The sequence below is a fragment of the Bacillus salacetis genome (assembly GCF_003581585.1).
In the GTDB taxonomy this organism is placed as follows: Bacteria; Bacillota; Bacilli; order Bacillales; family Bacillaceae_B; genus Rossellomorea; species Rossellomorea salacetis.
The window spans coordinates 13,596-40,072 of record NZ_QXIR01000036.1; the positions used below are offsets into that span (position 1 = coordinate 13,596).

Sequence of the window (26,477 nt, forward strand, 5' to 3'; positions counted from 1 at the left end):
GTCTTGAAAGTGATGTCCGCCTGAGGTGAACATTTGTTTTTGAAGCGTTTACAATTCTCATAATTATATGGAGGGTTCAATAATATGACGAGCAAAAAATTAGATCAGTTCCTAAATGAAAACCTGAATGATTTAAGAGACCGCGGCCTTTATAATGAAATCGATCCCGTTGAAAGTGCTAACGGCCCAATCATCAAAATCGGCGGAAGAGATTTGATCAATCTTTCCTCCAATAACTACCTTGGCCTGGCAACGGATGAAAGGCTTAAGAAAGAAGCCGTTTCTGCAGTTGAAAAATATGGAGTCGGCGCTGGCGCTGTTCGTACAATCAACGGCACCCTTGATATCCATCTTAAGCTTGAAAGCAAAATCGCTGAGTTCAAAGGAACGGAAGCAGCGATTGCTTACCAATCGGGCTTCAACTGTAATATGGCAGCCATCTCCGCTGTTATGGATAAGAATGACGCCATCCTTTCAGATGAACTGAACCATGCTTCGATCATTGACGGCTGCCGTCTTTCCCGTGCCAAGGTCATCCGCTTTAATCACTCTGATATGGAGGACCTCCGCGCGAAAGCAAAAGAAGCAGTTGAATCAGGGCAGTACAATAAAGTGATGGTCATAACAGATGGTGTTTTCTCCATGGATGGTGATGTTGCGAAGCTTCCTGAAATCGTTGAGATAGCCGAAGAATTCGACATCATGACTTATGTTGATGACGCCCACGGTTCAGGAGTGCTTGGAAAAGGCTCCGGGACAGTTAAACACTTCGGGCTGTCCGATCGGGTCGATTTCCAGATCGGTACCCTTTCCAAAGCCATCGGTGTCATCGGCGGCTATGTAGCTGGTAAACAGAACCTTATTGACTGGCTGAAAGTAGCGTCAAGACCATTCTTGTTCTCGACAGCGCTGACTCCTGCCGATGTTGCCGCGACTACGAAGGCTATCGAGCTGATCCTGAACAGCACAGAACTTCAGGACAAAATGTGGGAAAACAGCAATTACCTGAAAGAGGGATTGCAGAAACTCGGCTATGATATCGGAAAAAGTGAAACGCCGATCACTCCTTGCATCATCGGGGATGAAAAAACAACACAGCAGTTCAGCAAGCGCTTGAACGAAGAAGGTGTCTATGCGAAATCGATCGTCTTCCCGACAGTGCCGCGCGGGACAGGCCGTGTAAGAAATATGCCGACGGCCGCTCACACTAAAGAGATGCTGGATGAGGCACTTGCCATTTATGAAAAAGTCGGCAAAGAAATGAATCTGATCTAAACAGTCAATCTATTTAACAGAAAACTATAAAAAGAGCAGTATTTATAAAGGGTAGGATAAAGCGGAAGCTGAGGAGCTGCAGGATTAACGGGACAGGTGAAACCCGGGTCATTTAGTTCTGCGATCCAGCGCCCAGCCCCTCGGGGTCATAAGCCAATCCGTCAGAAAGGCAAGGATCAGCCTTTCCGCCGGCTCGTCTTATGCCTGTCGGGGCTGAACAAGGCGCTTGCGCTTTATATCAATCCAGCTCCAGCGCCTAGCCCCTCGGGGTCAAATAACCCGAAGAGAATAAAAGGAAGAGCGCCTTTTTTTCTCTTCGGAACATTTGCCTGTCGGGGCTGGTCAAGGCGCTTCCGCTTTATATATAGGAGGTTGCAAAATGAAAAAGATTTTAGTAACGGGGGCTCTTGGACAGATCGGTTCAGAGCTTGTCATTAAAATGCGCGGCATCTATGGCACAGACAATGTCATCGCCACGGATATCCGTACAATAGATAGCGAAGTCATCACGGGAGGACCTTTTGAGATCCTGGATGTGACGGACGCTGAAAAAATGTTCGACATCGCCAAGAGGCATGAAGTGGATACCATCATTCACTTGGCAGCGCTGCTTTCAGCAACGGCAGAAGCCAAGCCGCTGCTTGCCTGGAACCTGAATATGGGCGGGCTAGTCAATGCGCTGGAAGTGGCGAGAGAGCTTAATTGCAAGTTCTTTACACCAAGTTCCATCGGTGCGTTCGGTCCGACTACACCAAAGGATCAAACCCCGCAGGATACCATCCAGCGTCCGACAACAATGTATGGGGTCAACAAAGTGTCTGGTGAGCTTCTTTGTGACTATTACTACAATAAGTTTGGCGTTGATACCCGCGGACTGAGGTTCCCCGGATTGATTTCCTATGCGACACCACCGGGCGGCGGCACGACAGATTATGCGGTCGATATCTATTATAAAGCCATTGAAAGCGGCTCTTATACCTCTTACATCGACAAAGGCACCTACATGGACATGATGTACATGCCTGACGCTTTGAATGCCATCATCAACCTGATGGAAGCGGATCCATCCAAGCTTAAACACAGAAATTCCTTCAACGTCACCGCCATGAGCGTTGAACCGGAAATGGTGGCGGAAGCAATCCGCAAGCACATCCCGGATTTCAAACTTGATTATGATGTAGACCCGGTCAGACAGCGAATTGCCGAGAGCTGGCCGAACTCGATCGACGCTTCTGCTGCAGCTGATGAGTGGGGCTTCAAGGCGGAGTATGATCTTGAACGCATGACGGAAGATATGCTTAAAAAATTAAAAAAGTAAAGATGTTTTGAGGAGCGGGTGCCTGGTGCATCCGCTTTTTTATATTCCTTTCTGAAAGAGAACTGCGTCAAACTCTGAATCCCCGGGACAAACCCAAAAACCCCCGCAGTCCTTCTGCAGGGGGGTGAAGACTAAAAAATAAGATGCCCGATTAAAACGATAATCGGCAATGTGATGATGGTTCTTTCAAGGAAGATGAATACCAGGTCTTTAAAATCGACTGGTATCTTTGAACCCAGCAGCAAGCCGCCGACTTCTGACAGGTAAATCAGCTGTGTCACAGAAAGGCTGGCAATGACAAAGCGTGTCAGTTCACTCTCGATTCCGGAACCGAAAATTGCCGGCAGGAACATATCTGCGAATCCAACAAGGATACTTTCGGATGCTGCAGCAGCCTCGGGAACCTGGAGCAATTCAAGAATCGGAATGAATGGCATTCCGATCCAGCTGAATACCGGTGTGTTTTCAGCGATGATCAATGCAGCAGTACCGATCGCCATGACGATGGGAGCAACCCCGAGCCACATGTCCAGCACGTTTTTGAATCCATCTGCGAAGAACTTGCCAATGTTATTATTTTTACGGGCCTGTATGAGCGCCTGCTCGAATCCATAGCCAAGCCGGGAATATCCTTCCGGGATCAGTTCCATCGTATCTTCGCCCTCCTGGCCGTTATAATAAGTGTTCGGCTTTCGCGAAAGCGGAGGGATACGGGGCATGATAAGGGCTGCGACAACCCCTGAAAGTACGACCGCACCGTAGAATGGCAGGAAATAATCTCCCAGACCAACCTCAGAAATGACAACAAGACTGAAAGTGATGGAGACAACAGAGAATGTCGTACCGATAATCGCTGCTTCTTTTTTGGTATAATAGCCATCTTCATATTGCTTATTGGTCAGCAGCACACCGATTGTTCCATCACCAAGCCAGGAAGCAAGGGCATCAATCGATGAACGCCCCGGCAGTCCGAAGAGGGGTCTCATGACCTTTGTCATCAGCGCACCCAGCAGTTCCAGTAAACCGAAGTTCAATAATAGCGGAAGGAAAAGCCCGGCAAAAAGAAACACTGAGAACAGGATCGTCAGTAATCCATCCACACTTAAAAGGGTGCCTCCGGTTGCAGACCCCCAAACCGCTTCCGGTCCGATCTGGAATAAAGTCATCACGGCGAAGATGCCACCGAAAAGACGGATAATGAGCCATAACATATTTACAGCAAATAAGTTATTTAAAAAAGGGTTATTCATAATGAAATCCGGTTTGAAAAATTTGGCGGCAAAAGAGCCCAAGACCGTCACGATGATTAAGCCGGTCATGATTGCAGGGACGTATTCCCCTATTGTATCCTGAACAAATCCGGAAAGGATTGCAATCGGGATCGTTACCGCCTCACCCTGCGGAATCGGGATCATGAACAGAATTATTCCTAAAAGAGACGGGATAAGAAATAGAAGTACATTTCCCGCGCTTGCATTTGCTTTGACATTCGATCGTCCATTGTCCATTTGACTTCACCTCAACAACGTAATAAAATACACGATAACTTATATTTATTCATCTGTCCAGACATACCTGAAAATACCAAGCTGCCGAGCAGGTTTCCCTCCCTTCCTTTCCCTTTTCTTCTATTATAGAAACAGAAGAAGATATATTCAAAATTTTATAACAAATCGAACAAATTCGACAGAGGCTTCCGGTGTAATTCTGATTCTTTTTAAAAAAGCTGTTTTTGCATTTATTGTTGCTTTCGGAAAAATCCCAGGTGCCGGATTTTTCCCCTGTTTTCAAAGGTATTACTCTCGAAAAAGAACGAGCAGCTCTTTTCTTCCCTGCTCACCGGTGTTTTTTACGGCTATTTACCAGGACATTAGTTGAAATATATAGTGAATAGCAACAAATTTACGAAAAGAGCCTAAAAAAAAGTAAAAAAAGTAGGAATAAAGGTTTACCCCTGGGTATAAGGGGGTAAAGATTCAATTATTGCAAATTAAAAACAATTGTAGGTGAGCAGGATGAACTCTCTTTTTGACCTTTCGGATAATGAAGTTCTGGAAATCTACCAGCGATCGGTAGAAGAGAAGGTCGTGGCAGAATTCACAGAGATGGTGAAAGACGAAATGAACAGACGCGGTCTGATATTAACGTTAGTGAAGCAGCCTTGAATAAGGGGCTTCTTTTTTTATTGGACCATTTTTAGATAAGGAATCCTGATAAGGGCAAACTAACTCAGAGTCTATCTTTACAAAAAATCAACATGGAGATGGTAGAATGCTGTTAGGCAGGTAAGGACTTGTCCTGCACCATTGGATTTAATCTCCTTTAGAAAGAAGGTAATAAGAAATGATTTCAATAATTGCTAGTGATATGGACGGAACCCTTTTGAATGGGAAACAAGAAATAAGCGAAGAGAACCGCAAAGCCATCCTGGAGGCTCAGGAAAGAGGAGTCCAGGTCGTTGTGGCGACAGGAAGGTCTTATGAAGAAGCAAGGTATGTCCTGGAGGAAGCGGAGATAAGCTGCCCGATTATTTGTGTGAATGGGGCAGAAGTCCGAAATGAGGAAGGACAAGTCGTGAAAACGAATGCCATCCAGGAAGAAAAGGCACTTGAAGTGATGCGGATATTGAAGGACCTTGGCATTTACTTTGAATTATATACAAACCAAGGTGTTTATACAGAGGATTACGAAAGAGGGATCCAGTCGATCATCGATATTTTCAAGACAGCCAACCCGGAAACTTCTGAGCAGGCGATAAGGGATGCAGCGAAGGAGCGTTTCGAGAAAGGCCATATCAGAGTTGTCGAGGATTACAGCGAGGCATTTGCAAGCGGTAATGTTGTCTATAAGTTCCTCGTATTCTCTTTTGATGATTCCCTGCTGAAAACAGCCAGGGACCAGCTTGAAAGTGCAGGCGGTCTCGCCATAAGTGCATCCGGAAGGGAAAATCTTGAGGTGACAAGTGTCGAAGCCCAAAAAGGAATCGCCTTGAAAAAGCTGATTGAAGAAAAAGGGCTCAAGGTTGAAGAAGCTCTGGCAGTCGGGGATAACCTAAATGATCTTTCAATGATGCAGGTTGTGGGCAGACCGGTGGCCATGGCCAATGCGGCGGAAGAAATCCTGGCATTTTGCAGCTATAAGACTTCCAGCAATGAAGAAGACGGTGTCGCGAGAGCGATTTACGAAGCTTTGGAAAATAAACCCGCAACTGTGGATTAATCCCGTTTTAACGGGTACATACTGAATATACCTGCACCTCCTGGATATTACCTGGGAGGTGTGTTTTTTGGAAAGCATTCCGCTGAGATTTTGTTTCTAAAAGATTGTTTTTGCATAAATTGCTGCTTTCGGAAAAATCTCTAAACCCGGACTTCCCCCTGGTACCAAAATTTCGTCTCTTATTAGGGAGAGGAAGCTTTTGTCTTACTTATTTACGGAGCTCCTCAGAGGATAGAGGAATTGCTCTTTTAAAACTCGCATGAACGAGCAGCAAACTTCACGAAAATAGCCTTTGTGAAAAAATAAAAAGGAGATGCTGTATGAAAAAACGGCTTAAATTCATTTTCATTCTTTTGATTCTACTGCTTGGTTCCTGTTCCAATGCACCATCTGAGCCTGAAGACCCAAAGGAAGGGATAGAAACGGCAGGAAGGGAAGCTCCAAAAGCTGAGGTCCTGGCTGATCGACTGGAAACTCCATGGTCCATCAATAAGTCAGGAAATACATTCTATATCAATGAGCGGACAGGGGGAATCGTCAAAATAACGAATGGTGAGACCACGAGAATGAAAGTGGAGTTAAGAGAGCCCTTGGCACAGGTTCCTGAGTCAGGCTTCCTGGGATTCATTCTGCATCCTGACTTTCCTGAGGAACCTAGTGCATTTGCTTATTACACTTACCAAAACAGCAGCCGCCCGCATAACCGCGTCGTGACGTTGAACTTGAATGGCGGGGTGTGGGAAGAAGAAACTGTCTTGCTGGATGACGTACCGAGCGGGCAGTATCATCATGGGGGCCGTCTTGACATCGGCCCTGATAAAAAGCTTTATATCACAACCGGGGATGCGACTGAAAAAGAAATAGCCCAGGACCTGGATTCCTTGGGCGGTAAAATCCTCAGGATGAACCTGGATGGCTCGGTCCCCGCGGATAATCCGTTCGAAAATTCTTATGTTTACAGTTATGGACACCGCAATCCCCAGGGACTTGCCTGGGATGAAAGCGGAGCGTTCTACAGCACAGAACATGGTCCTTCAGGTTTCGACGAGATCAACTTGATCCAAGCCGGAAAAAATTACGGCTGGCCAAAGATCACAGGGAGTGAAGAACAAGAGGGAATGCAGCCGCCTTTGGTTCATTCAGGGGAACCTTCCTGGGCGCCTTCCGGGGCAGCATTTCATGATGGAAGCTTATACTTTGCGACTCTTAGGGGCGAAGGGATCAAGCGCCTTTCCATCAATAAAGGTATGGTAGAGGACGTGCTGTCAGGGTATGGCAGGATAAGGGACGTCCATATCGAGAGAGATACGCTTTATTTCATCAGCAACAATACAGATGGCAGGGGAAATCCTGCAGAGGATGATGACAAATTATACAGACTTTCACTTTCAGAATTGGATGGCGGCGGGAGTGAAGAATGATTCCTTCTCTAGCATAGGGATATGCAAATCAAGGTATAATCATGCATGGTGAAATAAGAAAGGATGCCATACTTCTTATTTCACCGACTCTTCCCTCACCAATTCCATGAAGTCCTCTACGACCTTTTGGTTATTCTTATCACCCCCAAGCTTCAACATGGTCCGTCCGACAAAGTTGCGGCCTTTGTTATATCCTTGGTAGATAAACTTTGTGTGCGTTTCATCTATTCTTTCAAGGGTGAAAGAGAGATTGATTTCAAAAGCTTTGGCAATGATGAACCCAATTTGTTTATGCTTCTTGTTTTCTGTATTCTCATATCCCAAAGTCTCTACAATATAGGTTTCGATTCGTTTTCCCTCTTGGTACCTTTGCTGATACTTTGAGCCGGTCACTTCATCAGTCACCTGGAGAGGTTTATTTTCAATGACCTTTGGCATGATTCTGGGCATGTTTTCCTCAAGGAAAAGGTTCCATACCTTTTCAATATTGGCAGAGATGATTGTCTCTCCTTCCATTGGATCATTCTGAGGTCTCCCTTCCTGATTCTATAAAATCGTCAATTTCTGTCATTTTTTTCTGTAATGTGATTACCTGATCCTCAAGATTTTTTCTTTTTTCCAGCAGAAGTCCTTCCAGGTTAAAAAAGGACTCATCCTTCATGACCTTCTGCATTTCCTGGATGGTAAGCCCGAACTCCCGAAGCTTAACGAGCATTATTGCCAGAAAGTACGACCCGTCATCATAGTAGCGATAGTGATTTTTCGGATCAACATAAGCGGGTTCAAGTAACTTCACTTCTGCATAATACCGCAGCGTCTCTTTACTGAGACCGGTAATCCCGGCAAATTCACTGATTTTATACATTTCTCTCCTCCTGTATGTCTTTATCATAAACCATGGGGTGCACCACATGGTCAAAGTTTTTTTAGATGATGGCCATTTTCCTGAATTGAGTATCTCAAGTTTAAGAAAAGAGCAGATTAAGCACTTCTATTTTCTTCAAGTATAGCCTGTATTCCTTATTAATAAATGAAAGGGGTTACAAAATAAATTTTCAAATGAATTGCAAATTTTCTATTGACACTTTAGAAATGGCAATGTAAAGTGTAACTCAAGTTAAATAACAGAATAAATTTCCATACTTCTTATCAAGAGAGGCAGAGGGACTGGCCCTGTGAAGCCTCGGCAGCGGACTATTATTTAGTACCGTGCCAAATCCAGCAAGCATTGCTTGAGAGATGAGAAGAGGACGGATTACATAATCATGCCCTCTTCGCTTTCAAGAAGAGGGCATTTTATTTTGTATTAAATTAATTCGGCAAAAAGGAGGAATAAGAGGACTATTCGCTTTTTAATCTGAGTAAACTGATGAAATTAATAAAGTTTCTTATCGAGAGAGGCAGAGGGACTGGCCCTGTGAAGCCTCGGCAGCGGACTATAGATTAGTACTGTGCCAAATCCAGCAAGCTTGAAGCTTGGGAGATAAGAAGAGTCCTTTTTGCCTGCGTGCCAAAAACCTCTTCCATCTCCGGGAGAGGTTTTTCATTTTACAACAGCTAGGAAGGGAGTTATCAGAGATGATTGAATTCAAAGGACTGACCAAAACGTATCAGAGCGGAGACCAGCCGGTCAGGGCACTGGATGGCATTGACTTAGAGATAAATGAGGGGGAAATCTTCGGCGTCATCGGTTTCAGCGGGGCAGGAAAAAGCTCCTTGATCCGCTGTGTCAACTGGCTGGAAAAACCGACTTCAGGAAGTGTGGTTGTCGATGGAAAAGACCTGACACAGCTCACTCCAAAAGAAATCAGGGAAGTGAAACGGAACATCGGGATGATCTTTCAGCATTTCAACCTGTTGAACTCCAAGACCGTCTTTGCCAATGTCGCGATGCCGCTGAAGCTTGCCAAATTACCAAAAAGTGAAATCAAGGAACGGGTAACGGAGCTCCTCGAATTCGTCGGGCTGGATGATAAAGCGGACTACTTTCCGGATCAGCTTTCAGGAGGCCAGAAGCAGAGAGTCGGGATTGCAAGGGCGCTTGCCACACAGCCTTCCATCTTGTTGTGCGATGAGGCAACATCCGCTTTGGACCCGCAGACAACGAACTCGATCCTTCAGCTTTTGAAGAGGGTCAACAAAGAATATAACATCACCATACTCATCATTACCCATGAAATGGCGGTCATCCGGGAAATCTGTGACAGGGTGGCAGTCATTGAAGCAGGAAAGATCATTGAGGAAGGAACCGTCTTCAATGTATTCTCTGCACCGCAAACCACTACAGCAAAGAACTTTGTCGGCACGGTGATGAATGATTCATTACCGGACTCTATAAGGGAGATCGTCCGGTATAATGCCGGCCTGCAGAAAATTTTCAGAATCAATTTTGTCGGCGAGTCAGCCGGACAGCCGCTTCTTTCAAAGATTGCAAAGAAATTCGATATCGATACTAATGTATTATTTGGAAATATCACGGAACTTCAAGGCATACCATTCGGGAACTTGATTGTCGAATTCATCGGAAGTGATAGTGAGATCAAGCGTGCACTGATGTACATCAATCAGGAAAAAGTCCGAATCAAGGAGGTGGAAGCAAATGCTAGTTGATCAGGAGCAAATCATCGAGGCCCTTATCGAAACCATTCAAATGGTCGCATTTTCACTTTTATTTTCAGCGCTTCTCGGATTGCCGCTTGGGATCCTGCTGGTAGTGACAAGGAAAGGGCATCTCTTGGAGAACCTGCCGGTGTTCAACGTCCTTAATGGAATCATCAACGTATTCAGGTCGATACCGTTCATCATCCTGATGGTGGCCATCATCCCGGTAACGAGACTGATCGTCGGGACGTCCATCGGCACGGCGGCAGCAGTCGTTCCACTGGTCTTCTATGCAGGACCGTATATTGCAAGATTAATAGAAAACTCACTTCTGGAGGTAGAGCCTGGAGTCATAGAAGCAGCAGAGTCAATGGGGGCCACCCCTTGGCAGATCGTTTTCAAATTCTTGATCCCGGAAGCTCTCAGTTCACTGGTGCTGGCTTTCACCATAGCCACCGTCGGCCTTGTCGGGGCATCTGCAATGGCAGGGGCAGTCGGAGGCGGAGGCGGAGGGCTTGGCGACCTGGCCATCACATACGGATACCAGCGTTTTGATACCGCCGTCATGCTTATCACCGTCGGAATACTCGTCATCATAGTGCAAGGCCTGCAAACCCTGGGAAACATCACATCAAAAAAAATCAGAAGAAGATAACAGGAGGAATCATCTATGAAAAAATTATTATTGGCAGGACTAATTACAGCGCTGGCAGTCACGGGGGCTGCCTGCTCAAACTCAACAAGCGGAGAGGAAACAGCGAAAGTGAAGGTAGGGGTAAGCGGCTCCGATAACCGCATTTGGGATTATGTTTCAGACAAAGCTGAAAAAGAAGGCATCGAAGTGGAAATCGTCCGTTTCTCTGACTACGTCCAGCCGAACATCGCCCTTGCAGAAGGTGAACTGGATGCCAACGCATTCCAAACAATCTCTTACTTTAATGCATTCAAGAAAGAACATGACCTTGATTTGACGCCAATCGCCACAACTGTCATTGCTCCGATGGGAATCTACTCTGAAAAATACAAATCAGCAGATGAAATCCCGGAAGGCGGAAAAATCGCTGTGCCGAACGAAGCAACGAACATGGGCAGGGCATTGCTGCTGCTTCAGGAAGCCGGCCTGATCACACTCCCGGAAGATTTCGACGGAAACGGCTCAGTGGATAAAATTGTCGACAATCCCAAAAATCTTGAAATCGTACCTGTTGTGGCGGGACAGACACCGAGGGTTCTGCCTGACGTGGCAGCTTCCATAATCAATAACGGGATCGCCGTTGACGCCGGGTTTAATCCGACAGAGGATTCCATCTTCCATGAAAGTGAAACCGCAACGCCTTACATCAATATCATCGCGGTACGTACAGAAGACAAAGATAATGAGACACTTCAGAAATTGGCTGAACTTTACCAGCAGGACGACGTAAAAGAATTCATAGAAAAAGAATACAAAGGAAGCACAATCCCTACGTTTGTTCCTCTCAGTGAGATTGGAGAGTAGTAAGTTAGGGGCGGAGCTGGGGGTGATTTTAGCGAATCGCCGATAAAACTCAGCAATCGCCGATAAATTATGAAAATCGCCGATAAAATCTCAGAATCGCCGATAAATGTTGAAAACCGCTGATAAAAATCAAAAATCGCCGATAACCACTATCGCTGGTCAACGGAATGGTTCCGGATATTGGCTGGTTTGTGGCGGATATCGATCGGTATTTGTCGAATAACAATCATTCCATGTCGAATAACGGCACAAGGACGGCTGCCTGCCCAAAAAAGTAATCAGGAGGAATTAAAATGACTTCAGTAGCAGAAATCAATACGCATTTAAAAAGTGTGATTATCGAAAACGTTGAAAGCCAAAGAGAGAAATATATCTCCACAAGCCACCGCATCCATGAAAAACCGGAAATCGGAAACGAAGAATATTTTGCATCGAAGCTTCTTTCCGGCATTTTAGAAGAAGAGGGCTTCCAGGTAGAGAGAGCGGTTGCCGGTCATGAAACTTCCTTCCTGGCAAGAAAGAAATCGAAAACACCGGGACCGGCAGTTGCCTTTTTGGCAGAGTATGATGCCCTCCCCGGCCTGGGCCATGCCTGCGGGCACAACATCATCGGCACAACCAGCGTCGCGGCTGCCATCGCACTTAGCAAGGCCATTGAAACTACAGGCGGTGAAGTTGTAGTATTGGGCACACCTGCCGAAGAAGGCGGACCGAATGGCAGCGCCAAAGGAAGCTTCGTCAAGCATGGGCTGCTGAAAGGAATAGATGCTGCGTTGATGGTCCATCCCGCCAATTCAACTAGAGTGACATCTACTTCCCTCGCTGTCGATCCGCTTGATTTTGAATACCGGGGTGTCCCAGCCCATGCAGCAGCTTCCCCTCATGAAGGAGTGAACGCACTGGACGCTGTCATCCAGCTCTTCAACGGTATCAATGCTTTACGGCAGCAGCTGACAAGAGATGTCCGCATCCATGGCATCATCACCCATGGAGGAGACGCGCCAAACATCATTCCCGAGTACGCAAAAGCACGATTCTTCATCCGGGCAGGGACAAGAGCAACACTAAATGAGGTAACGAAAAAGGTAAAAGCCGTGGCTGAAGGAGCAGCATTGGCAACAGGGGCCAGGCTGAATGTCATTGCTTTTCAGAATGAAGTCGATAATCTTCTATTAAATAAAACCTTTGACGGGGTCTTCAAAAAAGCCATCGAAGAATTCGGTGAGACGGTTGATCTTAATGATAGAGAAGGACTCGGATCAACTGATGCAGGAAACATCAGCCAGGTGATCCCGACGATCCACCCCTATATAAAAATCGGATCGGATAACCTGGTCGCCCATACTGTTCCATTCAGAGAAGCGGCTGCCTCCCCTCAAGGAGATGAGGCATTGATTAAAGGAGCCAAAGCCCTTGCCTTGACAGGACTCCAATTGCTGACAGACCACCAATTGCTCTCCGCCATCAAAGAAGAATTTTTGGAAAGAAAACTTGAGCAGGAAGGACAATAGAATAATAGAGTCATAAAAAGCAGAATCCATCTGGGGTTCTGCTTTTTATGGAAAAAAATTCTAATCAATTATGCATAAACATTTAGGGATTTATGTCGATTCTATTAATATAAAAGCAATTAGAAGCGAAAAGATTTTTTTCGCTTCGACAAAATAGCTAAATTTTTTTAATAGTTATATATAATCAATATAAATTTTGTTATTCTATTTAATATATTGAAATATATAACATATTTTAGGGGGTTTAACGGAGGTTTGAAGATTGCGAGAAAAGTTTTTTTATTATTTGTCACCGCACTAGTCATGAGTATACCCTTTCTTACTAATGTTAGTATTAGTTATGCTCAAGAGGATTTAAACACAGACGTTCCTGACAAAGGATCTCCATATTACCTTATTCACTATAATGGAGAGGAACAAGAAGTAGCGATAAATGAAGAGGTTAAGTTGTCCCTGACTGGTTGGTTAGATGAGGGGAAATCTACTGTTTCGGCTGTAATCTCATACTCTAGCAATCAAGCAAAAGATATTACTCTGGAGGTTAGTAAAGAGTTAAAAGTACTGGAAGTAATAGATGAAAAGTTTTTCTATCGAATTATTGTTTCAGAAACATCCAGTGTAGAGAATGTAACACCTCTTGAATTAGAAGAACATTTAACTGTGATTGAAAAGAATGAGAATGGAACATCACTAGAAGAAAAAATAACAGTTGATGAATATGGTACTATGATTACCCCAAAAGAATCAGTTTACTTTTCAACAGATAAAGATAATCAAAAAGTAGAAATTACAGCAGAGGAATATAACACTTTAAATGCACCTGTAGAAAAAACTAACGAGGAAACGGTTGTTGTAAATCCTACTTCAACTGACCAAAAACCGCTTAGTTTACAATCATCTGAAGTGGAAACAGAAAAAAGTACAATCAAATCCGCTGCATTGCCTTCTGTTGAGTATTCAACCCACGTCCAAACATATGGTTGGATGCCCGCGGTGTCCAATGGAGAAATGTCTGGAACAGCTGGTGAAGCGAAACGTTTAGAAGGCATTAAAATATCATTGAAAAATGCCCCGAATTCAGGTATTTCATATTCAACCCATGTCCAAAGTTACGGTTGGTTAAATAATGTAAAGGATGGTGCTCTTTCTGGTACTGAAGGGGAGAGAAAACGATTAGAAGCTATCCGAATTAATTTAACGGGTGAGATGGCTAAACAATATGATATTTATTACCGCGTTCATGCAGAGACATATGGCTGGTTGGACTGGGCTAAAAATGGACAGTCAGCTGGAACTGAAGCTCTCGCGAAACGTTTGGAGGGAATCGAAATTGTGCTAGTCAAAAAAGGTGGAAATACACCGGGTCCTACTCAACGACCACTAGTAATTGACCCATCAGTTAATTACTCGACTCATGTACAAGGAGAAGGTTGGGTTACTTCAGTCTCAGATGGAGACATTTCTGGAGCAGCTGACGAAGCAAGCCGCTTGGAAGCCATTAAGATTTCTTTGAAGAACACTCCCTATTCCGGCGATATAATTTACAAAGCTCATGTGCAAAAATATGGTTGGTTAGATAATGTGAAAAACGGAGTTCTATCGGGTACATTAGGTGAAGCGAAGCGGTTAGAAGCCATTCAAATTAACTTAACCGGAGAAATGGCACAACATTACGATGTATATTATCGTGTACACGCCGAATCCTACGGTTGGTTGGGGTGGACAAAAAATGGTCAATCCGCTGGGACTTTGGGACTTGCCGAACGTTTGGTAGGGATTCAAATTAAGCTTGTTGAAAAGGGCGGAGATGCACCTGGTTCTACGAATCGTCCTCTCGTGATAAAGCCTGTTGTCAGTTATTCGTCTCATGTCCAGGGGAAAGGTTGGTTAACCTCGGTCTCAAATGGTGGAACGTCCGGAACATTAGGAGAAGCAAGACGCTTGGAAGCCTTTAAAGTGGAGTTGAAAAACACTCCCTATTCCGGTGATATCACGTATAAAACTCATGTTCAAAGTTATGGCTGGTTAGATAGCGTGATGAACGGAGCTATTTCTGGTACTGATGGGGAAGGTAAACGAATAGAAGCGATTCAAATAAACTTAACAGGGGAAATGGCTGCAAAATATGATATTTATTATCGTACTCACTCAGAGACTTATGGCTGGTTAGGTTGGGCAGCGAACGGCCAGTCAGCTGGTACAGAGGGACTTGCAAAGCGAGTAGAAGCGATTCAAGTGGTACTAGTAGAAAAAGGTGGAGATGCACCGGGCTCTAGAAGCCAGTCACTAGTGACAGGTCCAACTGTTAATTATATGACTCTTGTACAAGGAAAGGGTTGGTTAACCTCAGTTTCAGATGGGGAAATGTCAGGAACACTGGGCGAAGCGAGACGTTTGGAAGCCATTAAAATATCTTTAGAGAATGAACCGTTTTCTGGAAGTGTTTCTTATACAACACATGTGCAAAGCTATGGCTGGTTAGATACCGTAACTAATGGAGCTTTATCGGGTACCGATGTGGAAGGTAAACGAATAGAAGCGATTCAAATCAACTTAACAGGAGATATGGCAGAAAAATATGACATTTATTATCGTGTTCATGCAGAGACTTATGGCTGGTTAGGGTGGGCAAAAAATGGCCAGTCGGCTGGAACTGAATCCCTCGCGAAGCGTTTGGAAGCTATTGAAATTGTTTTAGTCAAAAAAGGTGGAACTGCACCTGGTTCTACAACGAATCCATTTATTAGACCTAAGGTAATTCAGACAAATAGCAACTATAATATAACCTTAAATGATGCACTGTACATGCAAATGAAATCTTCTGCACCGGCACAGACAGATAAATATAGAATGGATCCAGCGTATGTACTTGGTAGTGGTTTACAAATGTTTGATGGTGGTTCAATCGTTGGAACTAGTGTGAATTTAAGAACTTCTCCAGATTTAAAGACAACTGGAAACATCGCAGCCAATGTAGGGCAAGGCACAGCATTTCTTATTTTAGATAAGAATGTTACAGGAGATACCTTTGGAGGAAGTACGAAATGGTACAAGATTGAGTATGATGGTAAAGAACTTTATGTTCATAGTACTCTTGCAAGTGTAAATTCAAGAGTTGGCAGAGTAACTGCTGATCAATTAGTCATTTATTCTAATAAAACTGTTTCCAGCCATGTCTTTGGTACGGTGAAAAAGGGAACTTTGTTAACGGTGAGAGAAGAAGCTGACGGATGGAACAGCGTGGATATTGGAAACTGGCGGAACGCAAAAGCTATTGATATACAAGAGTACCTAAATCCTGTTAATTTCGTTAATGACGAAAAGCGCCGACTACAATTCATGAATTTAACAAAACAAAGTGATGTATCTATAGAAACACTGAATCTTTTCCTTAGCGGCAAAGGAATCTTAGTAAATCAAGGCAAGGCATTTATTGATGCCGGTAAGAAATACGGAATTAATGAAGTCTATTTAATTTCCCATACTTTGCTGGAAACTGGCCATGGAACTTCTACTCTTGCAAAGGGTGTTAAGTATAACGATAAAATTGTATATAATATGTATGGTATTGGTGCATACGACGATTGCGCTCTAATTTGTGGAGCGAAAAGAGCCTATGAAGAAGGCTGGTTTACTCCGTATGATGCAATTGTAGGAGGAGCAGCATATATTAGTGACAATTATTTATATGGTAATAACTCATCTAAAATTGTACAAAATACGTTATATGAGATGCGTTGGAACCCAGAGTATATGGCTACAAAAGGAGCGGCTGGACATCAATATGCTACTGATATTGGATGGGCTTATAAACAAGTTGAAATAATGTATCAAGTTTACCAGCTCGAACAGTATTTAATTTACTTAGAAATACCTGTGTATAAATAAGAAATACTACAAAAAGTACAGCCATTATGGTTGTGCTTTTTAATTTCTTTACCCAAATGAGCATGGAGAAAACAAAAAAATTCTTATAGTTAAATAATACTATTGAAATCGTTTTCAATTTGATATAAGATTCAACCAAGAGGAAATTTCCGAAACGTTTTGGAGGAGCTTAAGTGACTACTATCAAAGATATTGCAAAAGCGGCTGGGGTCTCTGTTACCACTGTTTCAAGGGCTTTGAACGGGTACTCGGACGTCAAAGAACTGACCAGGCAGAAAATCGCTGCCGTTGCCAAAGAATTGAATTACAGTCCCAATACGCTCGCCCGCAGTTTGGTGATGAATAAGTCCCAAACAATCGGACTTCTGGTTTCGGGCTTTACTAAAGAGAGTGTTAAGGATAATTTCACTGTCGAAGTGTTGGCGGGTGTGAATGAATGTGCATCCGAAATGAATTACGACTTAGTCTTATTCAATACCAATTCTTCCATGCAGCGGGAAAAAACGTATACACAGCTTTGCAAAGAAAGGCGTGTCGATGGAGTGATCATACAAGGTATCCGGACAGATGACCCCTATCTCAAAGAGGTTGTCGACAGTGATATCCCCTGTGTGCTGATTGATATTCCAGTCGCTTCAGAGAACGTCGGATATGTGACCACCGATAATGAACTGGGGGCAGATAAAGCTGTACAGCATCTGCTGGAACTGGGACATAGAAATATCGGAATGATAAATGGACATGAGTATGCTTTCGTCAGCCAAAAGCGCTTGAAAGGGTATAAGAGGGCCTTGGAAAAAGCGGGAATTTCTTTTAATCCCGGATACGTCGCAGATGGAAGTTTTAAAGAAGACGAAGCAAATGAAGCGACGAAAGACCTGTTATCGAGACATCCTGAAATCACCGCGATTTTCTGTGCCAGTGACCTTATGGCGATTGGCTCAATGAAGGCAGCCCATGCTCTGGGCAGGCAGGTGCCGTCAGATCTTTCCATCATCGGATATGATGATATTCTACTGGCTTCCTATGTAACACCGGCATTGACCACCGTAGCGCAAAACAAATTCCAGCTTGGTTTTGAAGCAGCCCAAATGCTGTTGAACCTTTTGAGCAAAGGCGACCAGCTGAAACAGGTTATTTTACAAACCGAATTGAAGAAACGGGGCAGTACTGCTCCTAACAAATAAAACGCAAGGGCAAAATATTTGTCCTTGTGCTGATCACTCGATATAAACATCTTTCACTCAAAAACCGAAACGTTTCGGAAATTGAAGTAAGCGCTTCCGGAAAATTGGTTTCTATTTTTACCTTTTTTCCGAAACGTTTTGGATAGCCATTCAGGAGGTCTCAACAATGAACTATCGTGTCATAAAAGAAAATAAGTTATTTTTCTTAACAGATGAAAATGGAAATATAGTGGAGAACCATTCCTACGGCCTCGGCCTGTACATGAATGATACCCGCTATCTCAGTAAATTCAACTTGAAAATCAATGGAGAAGAACCAATCCTGCTGCATTCGGATGGATCAGAGAATTATATGGCTAAAATCCTGATGACCAATCCCCACCAGGAAAAAGAAGGCAGCCTGATTCTATGGCGTGAATCTGTAGAAATAGAAAGAACGAGATTTATATATGATGACATTCTCTATGAAACAGTGACAGCCAAAAACTATTACCCAAAGACGGTCTCATTTGAACTAAGTGCACACTTCGATGCTGATTTCAAAGACATGTTCATCGTCAGGGGCTTCCAGACGGGAAAGGTCGGACGAAGGACGGGGCAGGAGATAAACAAGAATCAGCTCGACTTCCTGTATGAAGGAGCAGATGAAGTGAAAAGAACAACATCTGTTAAGTGGGACACACCTCATGACAGGGCATCGGAAGAGGGGGATGTTCACTTCTCCATAACGCTGGGGCATGAGGAGTCAAAGGCGATTACGTTCATGATTGCTCCCAAAGAAGGGGAGGAAAAAAATCAGGTTCATCTTCCTGCGCATGAGGCTCTGGAAAAGCTAAAAGCTTCCTATACGGAATGGGAAAACAGCATGACTTCTGTCGAGACAGATTATCTGCCGCTGCAAAGACTTGTGGACAGAGGAACCGATGACTTAAGGGTCCTGCTGACTGATATCGGATACGGACGGTTCCCGGTTGCCGGTCTTCCATGGTTCGGTGTTCCATTCGGGCGCGATAGTTTGATAGCCGCTCTGCAAATGCTCGCTTTCCAGCCAGAGGTGGCAAAAGGAACGCTCCTTACTATGGCAAGCCTGCAAGGAACAAAGGTTGATCCTTGGCGGGATGAGCAGCCGGGGAAAATCATGCACGAGATCCGCTCTGGCGAGCTGGCAAATACGGGCCAGATCCCCTTCACGCCATATTACGGAACCATCGATGCCACACCGCTGTTTCTGGTCCTTCTGACAGAGTACGTAAGATGGACGAATGACCTTGATACATTCCACAGATTAGAAGAGAACGTGAAGAGAGCGCTGCAATGGATCGATGAATACGGCGACAGGGATGGAGACTTATTCGTCGAGTATCACCAGGAGGCGGAGAAAGGCATCGCCAACCAAGGATGGAAGGATTCCGGTGATTCCATTGTCCACCGAAATGGTGATTATGCTGAGACACCGATCGCCTTGTCTGAAGTTCAAGGATATGTCTATCAGGCAAAGAAAGGAATTGCGTCCATATATGAAAAGCTCGGCAAAACAGAGCAGGCCGAGGATTTGTCGAAGCAGGCTGACAGCTTAAAAGCCAAGTTTGAGAAGGAATTCTGGATGGATGACCAGCAATTTTACGCAATCGCGCTTGACCAGGATAAGAAACAGGTAGGCACGATCACGTCAAACCCGGGACATGTACTTTTCTCCGGGATGCTTAACGAAGAAAGAAGCCTTAAAGTCAGTGATATGCTCACATCCGAGAAGATGTTCTCTGGGTTCGGCATCCGGACGATGGGAGAGGGTGAAGCCGGCTATAACCCGATGAGTTACCATGATGGCAGTATCTGGCCGCATGATAACAGTATGATTTTGCTCGGAATGAGCAGGCTGGGATATCAGCAGCATGCCAAGAAAGTGATTGAAGGGCTTATCGACGCAGGTGCCCACTTCGAATATGACAGGCTTCCCGAGCTGTTCTGCGGATATGGAGATAAGATAGGCAAGGCCGTCAAGTACCCTGTGGCATGTTCTCCTCAGGCCTGGGCAGCAGGAACTCCGCTTGTGTTCATTCAAGGGCTGTTAGGAATAGTGCCGGACAGTACAGAGAAGAAAATCACCATCGATCCTTTCCTTCTGGATGGGATGAATGAACTTACTGTCCATTCAATGAGGATTGGCGAAGGTATCCTGTCCCTTAAAGTTACACGGGACTGCGGCAAAATCCAAACAGAGATTCTGGAAAATTCCTCTGGCTGTGAAATTGAACAAAGTTGATCTTGGTTTATAGGATGCATTTTTCCTTTAAATAATTTTTATAAACAAATGGAAGGGGTCTTAATATGAAGAAGAAATGGTTGGCTGGTTTAGGAATTACAACAATGCTGGTTGGTTCAGTCCTTGGGGGATGCAGCAACTCTGATAATGGCGATAGCAGCAGCGGTGAAGGGGATGGGGAAAAGGTCCAAGTCACACTTGCCGGCTGGGGAGGAAATCCTTCTGAACAAAAACTCCTTGAGCAGACACTGGATGATTTCGAGGCGTCACACCCGAATATAGATGTTAAGTTGGAAGTTATTTCTGAGCAGTATATGGATGTCATCAAAACACGCCTTATTGGCGGTGAGGGACCTGACGTATTCTATCTTGATGCCTTTGAAGCACCTGCATTGGTTGAAACAGGTGTAGTGGAGCCCCTTGATGAATACGTAACAGAGGAATTTGATGTCGAGGATTTTGAAAAACCAATGCTGGAAGCATTCCAAGTGGATGGCAAGACTTATGGATTCCCGAAGGACTACTCAACATTGGCATTGTTCTATAACAAAAAAATGCTTGAGGAAGCAGGCGTGGAAGTTCCAAAGACATGGGAAGAGTTCCAAGCGGCATCTGAAAAGCTCACAAATGGCGATGTCTATGGATTTGGTGTAGCGCCTGAACTTGCCCGCCTTTACTATATCGCTCAATCACTTGGCGGAAAAGTCGTGAAAGACGATAAAGCCAACTTCGCTTCTCCTGAAGTAGTGGATGCACTTCAGCCGATCATCGATCAGCATAACGAAGCCAAAACATCGGCACAGCCTTCTGAAGTGGGAGCTACTTGGGGAGCGGAAATGTTCGGCCAGGAAAAAGCGGCAATGGTCATTGAAGGAAACTGGGCGATTCCATTCATGGAAGATACCTTCCCAGGTGTGGATTACGGCACAGCAGAAGTTCCAACGATAAATGGCGAAAAAGGCACAATGGCTTACACAGTTGCCTATGTGATGAACGCGGCGTCTGAGAAAAAAGAAGCTTCCTGGAAACTGCTTTCTTACCTGACTGGGAAAGAAGGTATGGAAACTTGGACATCTAAAGGATTTGCGCTTCCAACTCGTAAATCTGTCGCTGAAAAACTTGGTTACGACCAGGATGAACTGCGCAGCGCACTTGTAGCGGGTGCTCCTTATGCGACAGTGTGGTCTGAAGGAACAAACTTGCCGATCATCGTGAACAACTTCAACAACCAGTTCGTAAGTGCCTTCCTTGGCGACCGTCCACTGGATGAAGCCCTTAAAGAAGCACAGGAACAGGCCAACAGTGAAATAGAAAGCAATTAATTCTCTTAAGGAGAGAAGGACTTCGATAAGTTCTTCTTTCCCTTCCTTTTTTTACTGTATTCTTTCTGTCGAAGTCCTGGATTTTCAGCTGACTTCGATAGAAAGAGTTCATGTAAACATACCAATCATTAAATCAATCGGGGGTTATAAGATGACCAGAAAAACTTCCAAGAAAGCGCTGAGAGAAGCAGGACAAGGATATTTCTTTATGTCCCCAGCCATATTCGTACTTACACTATTCATCATCGGTCCAATTCTATATGCTGTCTTCCTCGCATTCCATAAAGTAGAACTGCTCGGAGGCACGGCCTTGAACTTTGTGGCATGGGAAAACTTCACAAGGATCCTGGATGACCAGAGGGCGATCATTGCCTTGAAAAACACAGCTAAATATGTACTCATTGTAGTTCCTGTACAGACATTCCTGGCTCTTGTACTCGCAGCCACTCTGAATGCGGGGTTAAAAGGAGAGAAGTTCTTCCGTATCGTCTATTTCCTTCCCACCCTGACGTCTTCCGCGGTATTAACACTGATTTTCATGTGGATGTATAACAAAAACGGCCTGATCAACCATGCCCTGGATTTTCTCGGCCTGCCGACATACAACTTCCTGGGTGATCCGGATATAGCTTTAAATGCCATCATGATCATGAACATCTGGGCAACAGCACCATTCTTCATGGTCATCTATCTGGCAGCACTCCAGGATATTCCGGATTCCCTTTATGAAGCTGCTGATCTTGACGGGGCCAATGCAATCCAGAAATTCTTTTATGTAACGGTCCCGTTCCTGCGCCCGGTCACTTCATTCGTCGTGATTATGGGACTTATCGGTACCTTCCAGTTATTTGATCAATCTTACATCTTCTCAGGGGGTTCGGGGGGACCTGATAACTCGACGCTGACAGTCGTTCTACTAATCTATCAATATGCATTCAAGACATTGGGGACAATGGGATATGCAGCAGCGCTGGCATTTGCTCTTGCGATTATCATTCTAGTGGCAACCCTGCTTCAGCGTAAATTATCAAAAGAAGAATCGCTATATTAAGGAGGATCATATGAAACCGAAAAAAATGTCATTCAGCAAGCGCTTGTTATATATCATCCTTGTTGCGTATGCGGTCACGACCTTGATTCCGTTTTTCTGGGCACTCTCTTCTTCCTTCAAAACACTTGAAGAAATCGTGAGCGGAACCCTGAACTTTTTGCCAAAGAACTTCACACTCGACAACTATAAGCAAATTTTTATAGAACAGGATCTCTTTCCCCGCTGGATGCTGAACAGTCTGATCATCGCCGGTACGGGTACGTTCCTGAATATCATTTTTAACTCGATGGCCGGCTATGCCCTTGCCCGTTTAACATTTCCTGGGAAGAAGGCCCTGTTCATCATCATTCTTGCTGTACTTATGATTCCGGCGCAGGTAACAATGATACCGAACTACCTGATTCTTAAAGAACTTGGCTGGCTGAACTCCTACCAGGGGATGATCGTTCCAGCCATGATCAATGCCACATTCATCTTCATGATGCGCCAGTTCTTCGTCAACTTCCCGAAGGAGCTGGAGGAAGCGGCGCAGATCGATGGACTGAGCAGGCTCGGCATTTTCTTCAAAATCGTTCTGCCCCTTGCTAAGCCGGCTTTGGCGGCTCAGGCAATCTTCGTCTTCATGGGCTTCTGGAACGACTTCATGAGGCCGCTGATCATCATGACGGACACAGAAATGTATACGCTGCCGCTCGGCCTTAACACGTTCAAAGGCCAGTATGTCAGCTACTGGAACTATATCATGGCGGCCTCGATGGCCTTCACGTTACCTGTCCTGTTAATCTATGCCTTCTTTAATAAATACTTTATTAAAGGGGTATCGTTCACAGGCGGGAAATAGAAATCCCCTGCCTCCTATCCATTTCCGGTAGGGGGCATTCTTGTTTAGAGGGAAAGGGTTATTTATGATAGAGATAATCAGTCAACGTGATAATTCTTCATAGGGGAAAATGGCGTTTGATAAAATTACGTGGTTTAAGAAGAGGCATCTATAAAAGGTTTTAAAGAACCTCAAGGAGGATTCAATAGAACTTATTATGGGAACAGGAGGGTTAAGATTATGAACACTCATCAAAAAAAGATCAAAGAGGCAGCAGAATCAGTAAATGCCATGCGGGAAAAGGTGAGCGGAAGTCATTGGAAACCGGCTTATCATCCGGCTCCGCCGGCATATTGGATGAATGATCCGAATGGTTTTAGTTACTACAAGGGGGAATACCACCTGTTCTATCAGCATCACCCCTACTCTACAGAATGGGGGCCGATGTATTGGGGCCATTTCAAAAGCAGTGATCTGGCCAATTGGGAAGAAGCGCCATTAGCTTTGGCACCGGGGGAAGATTATGACCAGGGTGGTTGCTTTTCCGGCAGTGCCATTGAAAAGGAAGGCAAGCTTTACCTGATGTATACAGGCAACAGGTGGACAGGGCCCGATCATGACAAGGACCTCTATCAAGTCCAGGCGCTCGCTGTCAGTGAAGATGGAATCACATTTGAAAAGCTTGCTGAGAATCCGGTCATTGACGCCGCTCCCGAGGGGGATATTCATCCATATCATTTCAGGGACCCAAAGGTATGGAAAAAAGATGACCTGTATTACTGTGTGCTTGGTTCACGCACCAAAGACCATGTCGGCCAGGTTCTTTTATACCAATCAAAAGACATGATTCAGTGGGAGTTCCTCAATGTGGCAGCAAAAGGGGAAGGAAACTTTGGATACATGTGGGAGTGCCCCGACCTTTTTGAATTAAATGGACAAACCATCCTTATGATGTCTCCGCAAGGTATGAAGCCGGAGGGCAACAGATACCATAACCTTCACCAGGCCGGGTATGTAGCGGGCCAGCTTGATTATGAAACAGGTACATTATCTCATGGTGAATTTGAGGTGCTGGATCACGGCTTTGACTTCTACGCGCCGCAGACAATGCTCGATCCTTCCGGCAGAAGAATCATGATTGCCTGGATGAATATGTGGGAAAGCCATATGCCTGAACAGGAAGAAGGTTTTGCGGGGGCGATGACCATTCCAAGGGAGCTTGTGTTGGAAAACGGGAAATTGAAATCAAAGCCCGTTCCGGAGTTGGGGAAAAGGCGGCATAATCATAAATATTATCAGAATGTAAAAGTCGAAGGGGAAACATCTCTGACCGGGATTGAAGGGAGTGCAGTGGAACTGAAAGTGGCCATTGATGCGAAGGATGCCGGCCAATTCGGCTTGAAGCTGAGAGCTGGGCACAAGCAGGAAACAGAACTGCTTTATCTTAAGGAGGAGAGAAGCATCGTCCTTGACCGCAGTCTGGCAGGCGAGGGCCCCGGAGGAGTGAGAAAAGCGGAAACAGAGTTACAGGATAATGTTTTGAAGCTTCAAATCTTCATCGACCACTCTTCAGTTGAAGTGTTTATCAATGGAGGGGAAAAAGTGATGACAGCAAGGATCTATCCGGACCAAAGTTCTTCTGGCATCAGGTTCTTCAGTGACAAACCGATCGAATTGCTTGAAGTGGAGAAGTGGGATTTGTAAACATTAGTGAAATTTTTAGAGGTAAAACCGAAAAAGAAGCGCCCAGATCGCAAGGATTTGGGCGCTTCTTTTTTGTTTGCTGGTATTTGGACAGGAACTTTGAAACGGGGCCAAGTTAGTATGAATTGTGGCGGTATTCGGACAGAAATGCCGGAAAGGAAGCCGAGTTAGTCCGAATCCCACCGGTATTCGGACAGAAATCTCGGGAAGGAAGCCGAGTTAGTCCGAATCAGCCCGGTATTCGGACAGAAATGCCGGAAAGGAAGCCAAGTGAGTCCGAATCCCATCGGTATTCGGACAGAAATCCCGGGAAGGAAGCCAAGTTAGTCCGAATCAGCCCGGTATTCGGACAGAAATGCCGGAAAGGAAGCCGAGTGAGTCCGAATCCCCCCGGTATTTGGACAGAAATGCCGGGAAGGAAGCCAAGTGAGTCCGAATCACATCGGTATTCGGACAGAAATCCCGGGAAGGAAGCTGATTTTGTCCGAATCACATCGGTATTCGGACAGAAATCCCGGGAAGGAAGCCGAGTTAGTCCGAATCCCCCCGGTATTCGGACAGAAATGCCGGAAAGGAAGCCGAGTTAGTCCGAATCCCCCCGGTATTCGGACAGAAATGCCGGAAAGGGAGCCAAGTTAGTCCGAATCCCCCCGGTATTCGGACAAAGATCACAGAAAAAAACCAAGTTTGTCCTTTGCTATTAACAGAACATCCTTTTTCTTTTATTCCTCAACCCTGATTCCATTCATGACCATCCGGATGGTCATTTCAATTTCTTTTTCATCATCCCAGTCGGCTTCAGGCAGGAATAAATGACGGATGAGCAGGAAGCCGAATACGCTGGAAGCCGTAAAGCGGATGACAGCTTCTGTCGGCAGGTCGATGATCTGGCCTTTGTCTTTATAAAACTCGACCAAGTGCGTAAACCGTTCGTATACCTTACTGGCGACATGTTCTTTGAATTGCTCCTTCATTTCGGGGTGGAAGGGAATTTCCTGTATAAGGATCCGGAATGCCGCCATGTTTTCTTTCAGAAAAGCCTGGCGGTTCAGGATCATTGCTTTCAGGAAGTCTTCATACCTCTCATATTTCGTGTTAAGGACCTTATTGATGTCCCGGATGATAAAAGGAGCGATAAGCTTGGCCATCGTCGGCGCTACAATCGAGAGCAATAGGTCTTTTTTGGTTTTATAATGGCGGAAGATCGTGCCTTCAGCAACGCCTGCCTTTTTGGCGATTTCACTTGTCGAGGTCGCTGAGAAACCTTTTTCAGCAAAGATCTCTAATGCTGCTTCAAGGATTCTTTTTTGTTTTTCCGTCAGCTTTTCTTCACTGTTCAATAGAATATCGAGCATGTCATTTTGTTCAGTCATGGAAAACTCCTTATAAGAATGAGGTA

General features: G+C 44.9%; 21 protein-coding genes and 2 riboswitches. Of the genes, 17 read left to right on the forward strand and 4 right to left on the reverse strand.

Translation table 11 applies throughout. The features are described 5' to 3' along the window. Positions 1-84 precede the first annotated feature (84 nt). Together D3H55_RS19795 and D3H55_RS19800 are read left to right on the forward strand one after the other, a co-directional pair. Positions 85-1,275: a glycine C-acetyltransferase gene (locus D3H55_RS19795; RefSeq protein WP_119549036.1), complete on the forward strand. Its 1,191-nt coding sequence runs from the start codon at positions 85-87 to the stop codon at positions 1,273-1,275. Positions 1,276-1,654: 379 nt separating this feature from the next. Beyond that, the gene (locus D3H55_RS19800; protein WP_119549037.1) at positions 1,655-2,593 is read left to right on the forward strand and encodes an L-threonine 3-dehydrogenase; all 939 of its coding nucleotides are present in this window, start codon (positions 1,655-1,657) and stop codon (positions 2,591-2,593) included. Positions 2,594-2,724: 131 nt separating this feature from the next. On the opposite strand, the gene D3H55_RS19805 is transcribed toward D3H55_RS19800, so the two are convergent. Beyond that, the gene (locus tag D3H55_RS19805; protein ID WP_119549038.1) at positions 2,725-4,101 is read right to left on the reverse strand and encodes a YjiH family protein; all 1,377 of its coding nucleotides are present in this window, start codon (positions 4,099-4,101) and stop codon (positions 2,725-2,727) included. 507 nt (positions 4,102-4,608) lie between these two features. On the opposite strand from D3H55_RS19805, the gene sda reads away from it, so the two are divergent. The 3 genes from sda (at position 4,609) to D3H55_RS19820 (ending at position 7,233) form a co-directional block, all read left to right on the forward strand. Continuing rightward, entirely contained in the window at positions 4,609-4,758 is a 150-nt protein-coding gene (gene sda, locus D3H55_RS19810; protein WP_119549039.1) for a sporulation histidine kinase inhibitor Sda, read from the forward strand. 178 nt (positions 4,759-4,936) lie between these two features. Next, positions 4,937-5,812: an HAD family hydrolase gene (locus tag D3H55_RS19815; protein ID WP_119549040.1), complete on the forward strand. Its 876-nt coding sequence runs from the start codon at positions 4,937-4,939 to the stop codon at positions 5,810-5,812. 320 nt (positions 5,813-6,132) lie between these two features. Beyond that, positions 6,133-7,233 carry a PQQ-dependent sugar dehydrogenase gene (locus D3H55_RS19820; RefSeq protein WP_119549041.1) on the forward strand — a complete coding sequence of 367 codons (1,101 nt, stop codon included), beginning with the start codon at positions 6,133-6,135 and terminating at the stop codon, positions 7,231-7,233. 75 nt (positions 7,234-7,308) lie between these two features. Here the strand turns inward: D3H55_RS19820 and D3H55_RS19825 are convergent, their stop codons facing one another. After that, on the reverse strand, positions 7,309-7,749 hold the full coding sequence (locus D3H55_RS19825) for an SRPBCC family protein (protein ID WP_119549042.1): 441 nt from the start codon (positions 7,747-7,749) through the stop codon (positions 7,309-7,311). A gap of 4 nt (positions 7,750-7,753) precedes the next feature. Continuing rightward, positions 7,754-8,098, reverse strand: a complete 345-nt coding sequence (locus tag D3H55_RS19830) for a MerR family transcriptional regulator (protein WP_119549043.1) — start codon at positions 8,096-8,098, stop codon at positions 7,754-7,756. Positions 8,099-8,376: 278 nt separating this feature from the next. Continuing rightward, positions 8,377-8,479, forward strand: a riboswitch (SAM riboswitch). 139 nt (positions 8,480-8,618) lie between these two features. Beyond that, positions 8,619-8,723, forward strand: a riboswitch (SAM riboswitch). A gap of 88 nt (positions 8,724-8,811) precedes the next feature. On the opposite strand from D3H55_RS19830, the gene D3H55_RS19835 reads away from it, so the two are divergent. The 12 genes from D3H55_RS19835 to D3H55_RS24530 all read left to right on the forward strand — a co-directional run bounded on the left by D3H55_RS19835 (position 8,812) and on the right by D3H55_RS24530 (position 25,665). Further along, on the forward strand, positions 8,812-9,843 hold the full coding sequence (locus D3H55_RS19835) for a methionine ABC transporter ATP-binding protein (RefSeq protein ID WP_119549044.1): 1,032 nt from the start codon (positions 8,812-8,814) through the stop codon (positions 9,841-9,843). Next, positions 9,833-10,489, forward strand: coding sequence for a methionine ABC transporter permease (locus tag D3H55_RS19840; RefSeq protein WP_119549045.1), 657 nt, complete (start codon positions 9,833-9,835; stop codon positions 10,487-10,489). The genes D3H55_RS19835 and D3H55_RS19840 overlap by 11 nt, the downstream gene beginning before the upstream one ends. A 15-nt stretch (positions 10,490-10,504) precedes the next feature. Continuing rightward, entirely contained in the window at positions 10,505-11,332 is an 828-nt protein-coding gene (locus tag D3H55_RS19845) for a MetQ/NlpA family ABC transporter substrate-binding protein (protein WP_119549046.1), read from the forward strand. Between the two features lie 293 nt (positions 11,333-11,625). After that, positions 11,626-12,843 (forward strand): M20 family metallopeptidase, encoded by a 1,218-nt coding sequence (locus D3H55_RS19850; protein ID WP_119549047.1) that lies wholly within the window; start codon positions 11,626-11,628, stop codon positions 12,841-12,843. 255 nt (positions 12,844-13,098) lie between these two features. Next, on the forward strand, positions 13,099-16,731 hold the full coding sequence (locus D3H55_RS19855; RefSeq protein ID WP_119549048.1) for a glucosaminidase domain-containing protein: 3,633 nt from the start codon (positions 13,099-13,101) through the stop codon (positions 16,729-16,731). A gap of 173 nt (positions 16,732-16,904) precedes the next feature. Beyond that, positions 16,905-17,918 carry a LacI family DNA-binding transcriptional regulator gene (locus tag D3H55_RS19860; protein WP_119549049.1) on the forward strand — a complete coding sequence of 338 codons (1,014 nt, stop codon included), beginning with the start codon at positions 16,905-16,907 and terminating at the stop codon, positions 17,916-17,918. 166 nt (positions 17,919-18,084) lie between these two features. After that, entirely contained in the window at positions 18,085-20,181 is a 2,097-nt protein-coding gene (locus D3H55_RS19865; protein ID WP_119549050.1) for an amylo-alpha-1,6-glucosidase, read from the forward strand. 65 nt (positions 20,182-20,246) lie between these two features. Next, complete coding sequence (locus tag D3H55_RS19870; protein WP_119549051.1) at positions 20,247-21,503, forward strand: ABC transporter substrate-binding protein; 1,257 nt, start codon at positions 20,247-20,249, stop codon at positions 21,501-21,503. 151 nt (positions 21,504-21,654) lie between these two features. Further along, complete coding sequence (locus D3H55_RS19875; RefSeq protein WP_119549052.1) at positions 21,655-22,554, forward strand: carbohydrate ABC transporter permease; 900 nt, start codon at positions 21,655-21,657, stop codon at positions 22,552-22,554. A gap of 25 nt (positions 22,555-22,579) precedes the next feature. Then, entirely contained in the window at positions 22,580-23,395 is an 816-nt protein-coding gene (locus tag D3H55_RS19880; protein WP_420808778.1) for a carbohydrate ABC transporter permease, read from the forward strand. A 219-nt stretch (positions 23,396-23,614) separates the two neighbouring features. Further along, positions 23,615-25,078 carry a glycoside hydrolase family 32 protein gene (locus tag D3H55_RS19885; RefSeq protein ID WP_119549054.1) on the forward strand — a complete coding sequence of 488 codons (1,464 nt, stop codon included), beginning with the start codon at positions 23,615-23,617 and terminating at the stop codon, positions 25,076-25,078. 251 nt (positions 25,079-25,329) lie between these two features. Further along, positions 25,330-25,665, forward strand: coding sequence for a hypothetical protein (locus D3H55_RS24530; RefSeq protein ID WP_168413182.1), 336 nt, complete (start codon positions 25,330-25,332; stop codon positions 25,663-25,665). 135 nt (positions 25,666-25,800) lie between these two features. Here the strand turns inward: D3H55_RS24530 and D3H55_RS19895 are convergent, their stop codons facing one another. Next, positions 25,801-26,451 (reverse strand): TetR/AcrR family transcriptional regulator, encoded by a 651-nt coding sequence (locus D3H55_RS19895; RefSeq protein WP_119549056.1) that lies wholly within the window; start codon positions 26,449-26,451, stop codon positions 25,801-25,803. Positions 26,452-26,477 lie beyond the last annotated feature (26 nt).

What these genes read in the sequence shown, in the direction of transcription:
- D3H55_RS19840 (WP_119549045.1), top strand. Translation starts at nt 9,833, where the DNA reads ATGCTAGTTGATCAGGAGCAAATCATCGAGGCCCTTATCGAAACCATT.
- D3H55_RS19830 (WP_119549043.1), bottom strand. Translation starts at nt 8,098, where the DNA reads ATGTATAAAATCAGTGAATTTGCCGGGATTACCGGTCTCAGTAAAGAG.
- sda (WP_119549039.1), top strand. Translation starts at nt 4,609, where the DNA reads ATGAACTCTCTTTTTGACCTTTCGGATAATGAAGTTCTGGAAATCTAC.
- D3H55_RS19825 (WP_119549042.1), bottom strand. Translation starts at nt 7,749, where the DNA reads ATGGAAGGAGAGACAATCATCTCTGCCAATATTGAAAAGGTATGGAAC.
- D3H55_RS19870 (WP_119549051.1), top strand. Translation starts at nt 20,247, where the DNA reads ATGAAGAAGAAATGGTTGGCTGGTTTAGGAATTACAACAATGCTGGTT.
- D3H55_RS19880 (WP_420808778.1), top strand. Translation starts at nt 22,580, where the DNA reads ATGTCATTCAGCAAGCGCTTGTTATATATCATCCTTGTTGCGTATGCG.
- D3H55_RS19885 (WP_119549054.1), top strand. Translation starts at nt 23,615, where the DNA reads ATGAACACTCATCAAAAAAAGATCAAAGAGGCAGCAGAATCAGTAAAT.
- D3H55_RS19895 (WP_119549056.1), bottom strand. Translation starts at nt 26,451, where the DNA reads ATGACTGAACAAAATGACATGCTCGATATTCTATTGAACAGTGAAGAA.
- D3H55_RS19865 (WP_119549050.1), top strand. Translation starts at nt 18,085, where the DNA reads ATGAACTATCGTGTCATAAAAGAAAATAAGTTATTTTTCTTAACAGAT.
- D3H55_RS19815 (WP_119549040.1), top strand. Translation starts at nt 4,937, where the DNA reads ATGATTTCAATAATTGCTAGTGATATGGACGGAACCCTTTTGAATGGG.
- D3H55_RS19875 (WP_119549052.1), top strand. Translation starts at nt 21,655, where the DNA reads ATGACCAGAAAAACTTCCAAGAAAGCGCTGAGAGAAGCAGGACAAGGA.
- D3H55_RS19835 (WP_119549044.1), top strand. Translation starts at nt 8,812, where the DNA reads ATGATTGAATTCAAAGGACTGACCAAAACGTATCAGAGCGGAGACCAG.
- D3H55_RS19800 (WP_119549037.1), top strand. Translation starts at nt 1,655, where the DNA reads ATGAAAAAGATTTTAGTAACGGGGGCTCTTGGACAGATCGGTTCAGAG.
- D3H55_RS24530 (WP_168413182.1), top strand. Translation starts at nt 25,330, where the DNA reads ATGCCGGAAAGGAAGCCAAGTGAGTCCGAATCCCATCGGTATTCGGAC.
- D3H55_RS19850 (WP_119549047.1), top strand. Translation starts at nt 11,626, where the DNA reads ATGACTTCAGTAGCAGAAATCAATACGCATTTAAAAAGTGTGATTATC.
- D3H55_RS19845 (WP_119549046.1), top strand. Translation starts at nt 10,505, where the DNA reads ATGAAAAAATTATTATTGGCAGGACTAATTACAGCGCTGGCAGTCACG.
- D3H55_RS19795 (WP_119549036.1), top strand. Translation starts at nt 85, where the DNA reads ATGACGAGCAAAAAATTAGATCAGTTCCTAAATGAAAACCTGAATGAT.
- D3H55_RS19820 (WP_119549041.1), top strand. Translation starts at nt 6,133, where the DNA reads ATGAAAAAACGGCTTAAATTCATTTTCATTCTTTTGATTCTACTGCTT.
- D3H55_RS19805 (WP_119549038.1), bottom strand. Translation starts at nt 4,101, where the DNA reads ATGGACAATGGACGATCGAATGTCAAAGCAAATGCAAGCGCGGGAAAT.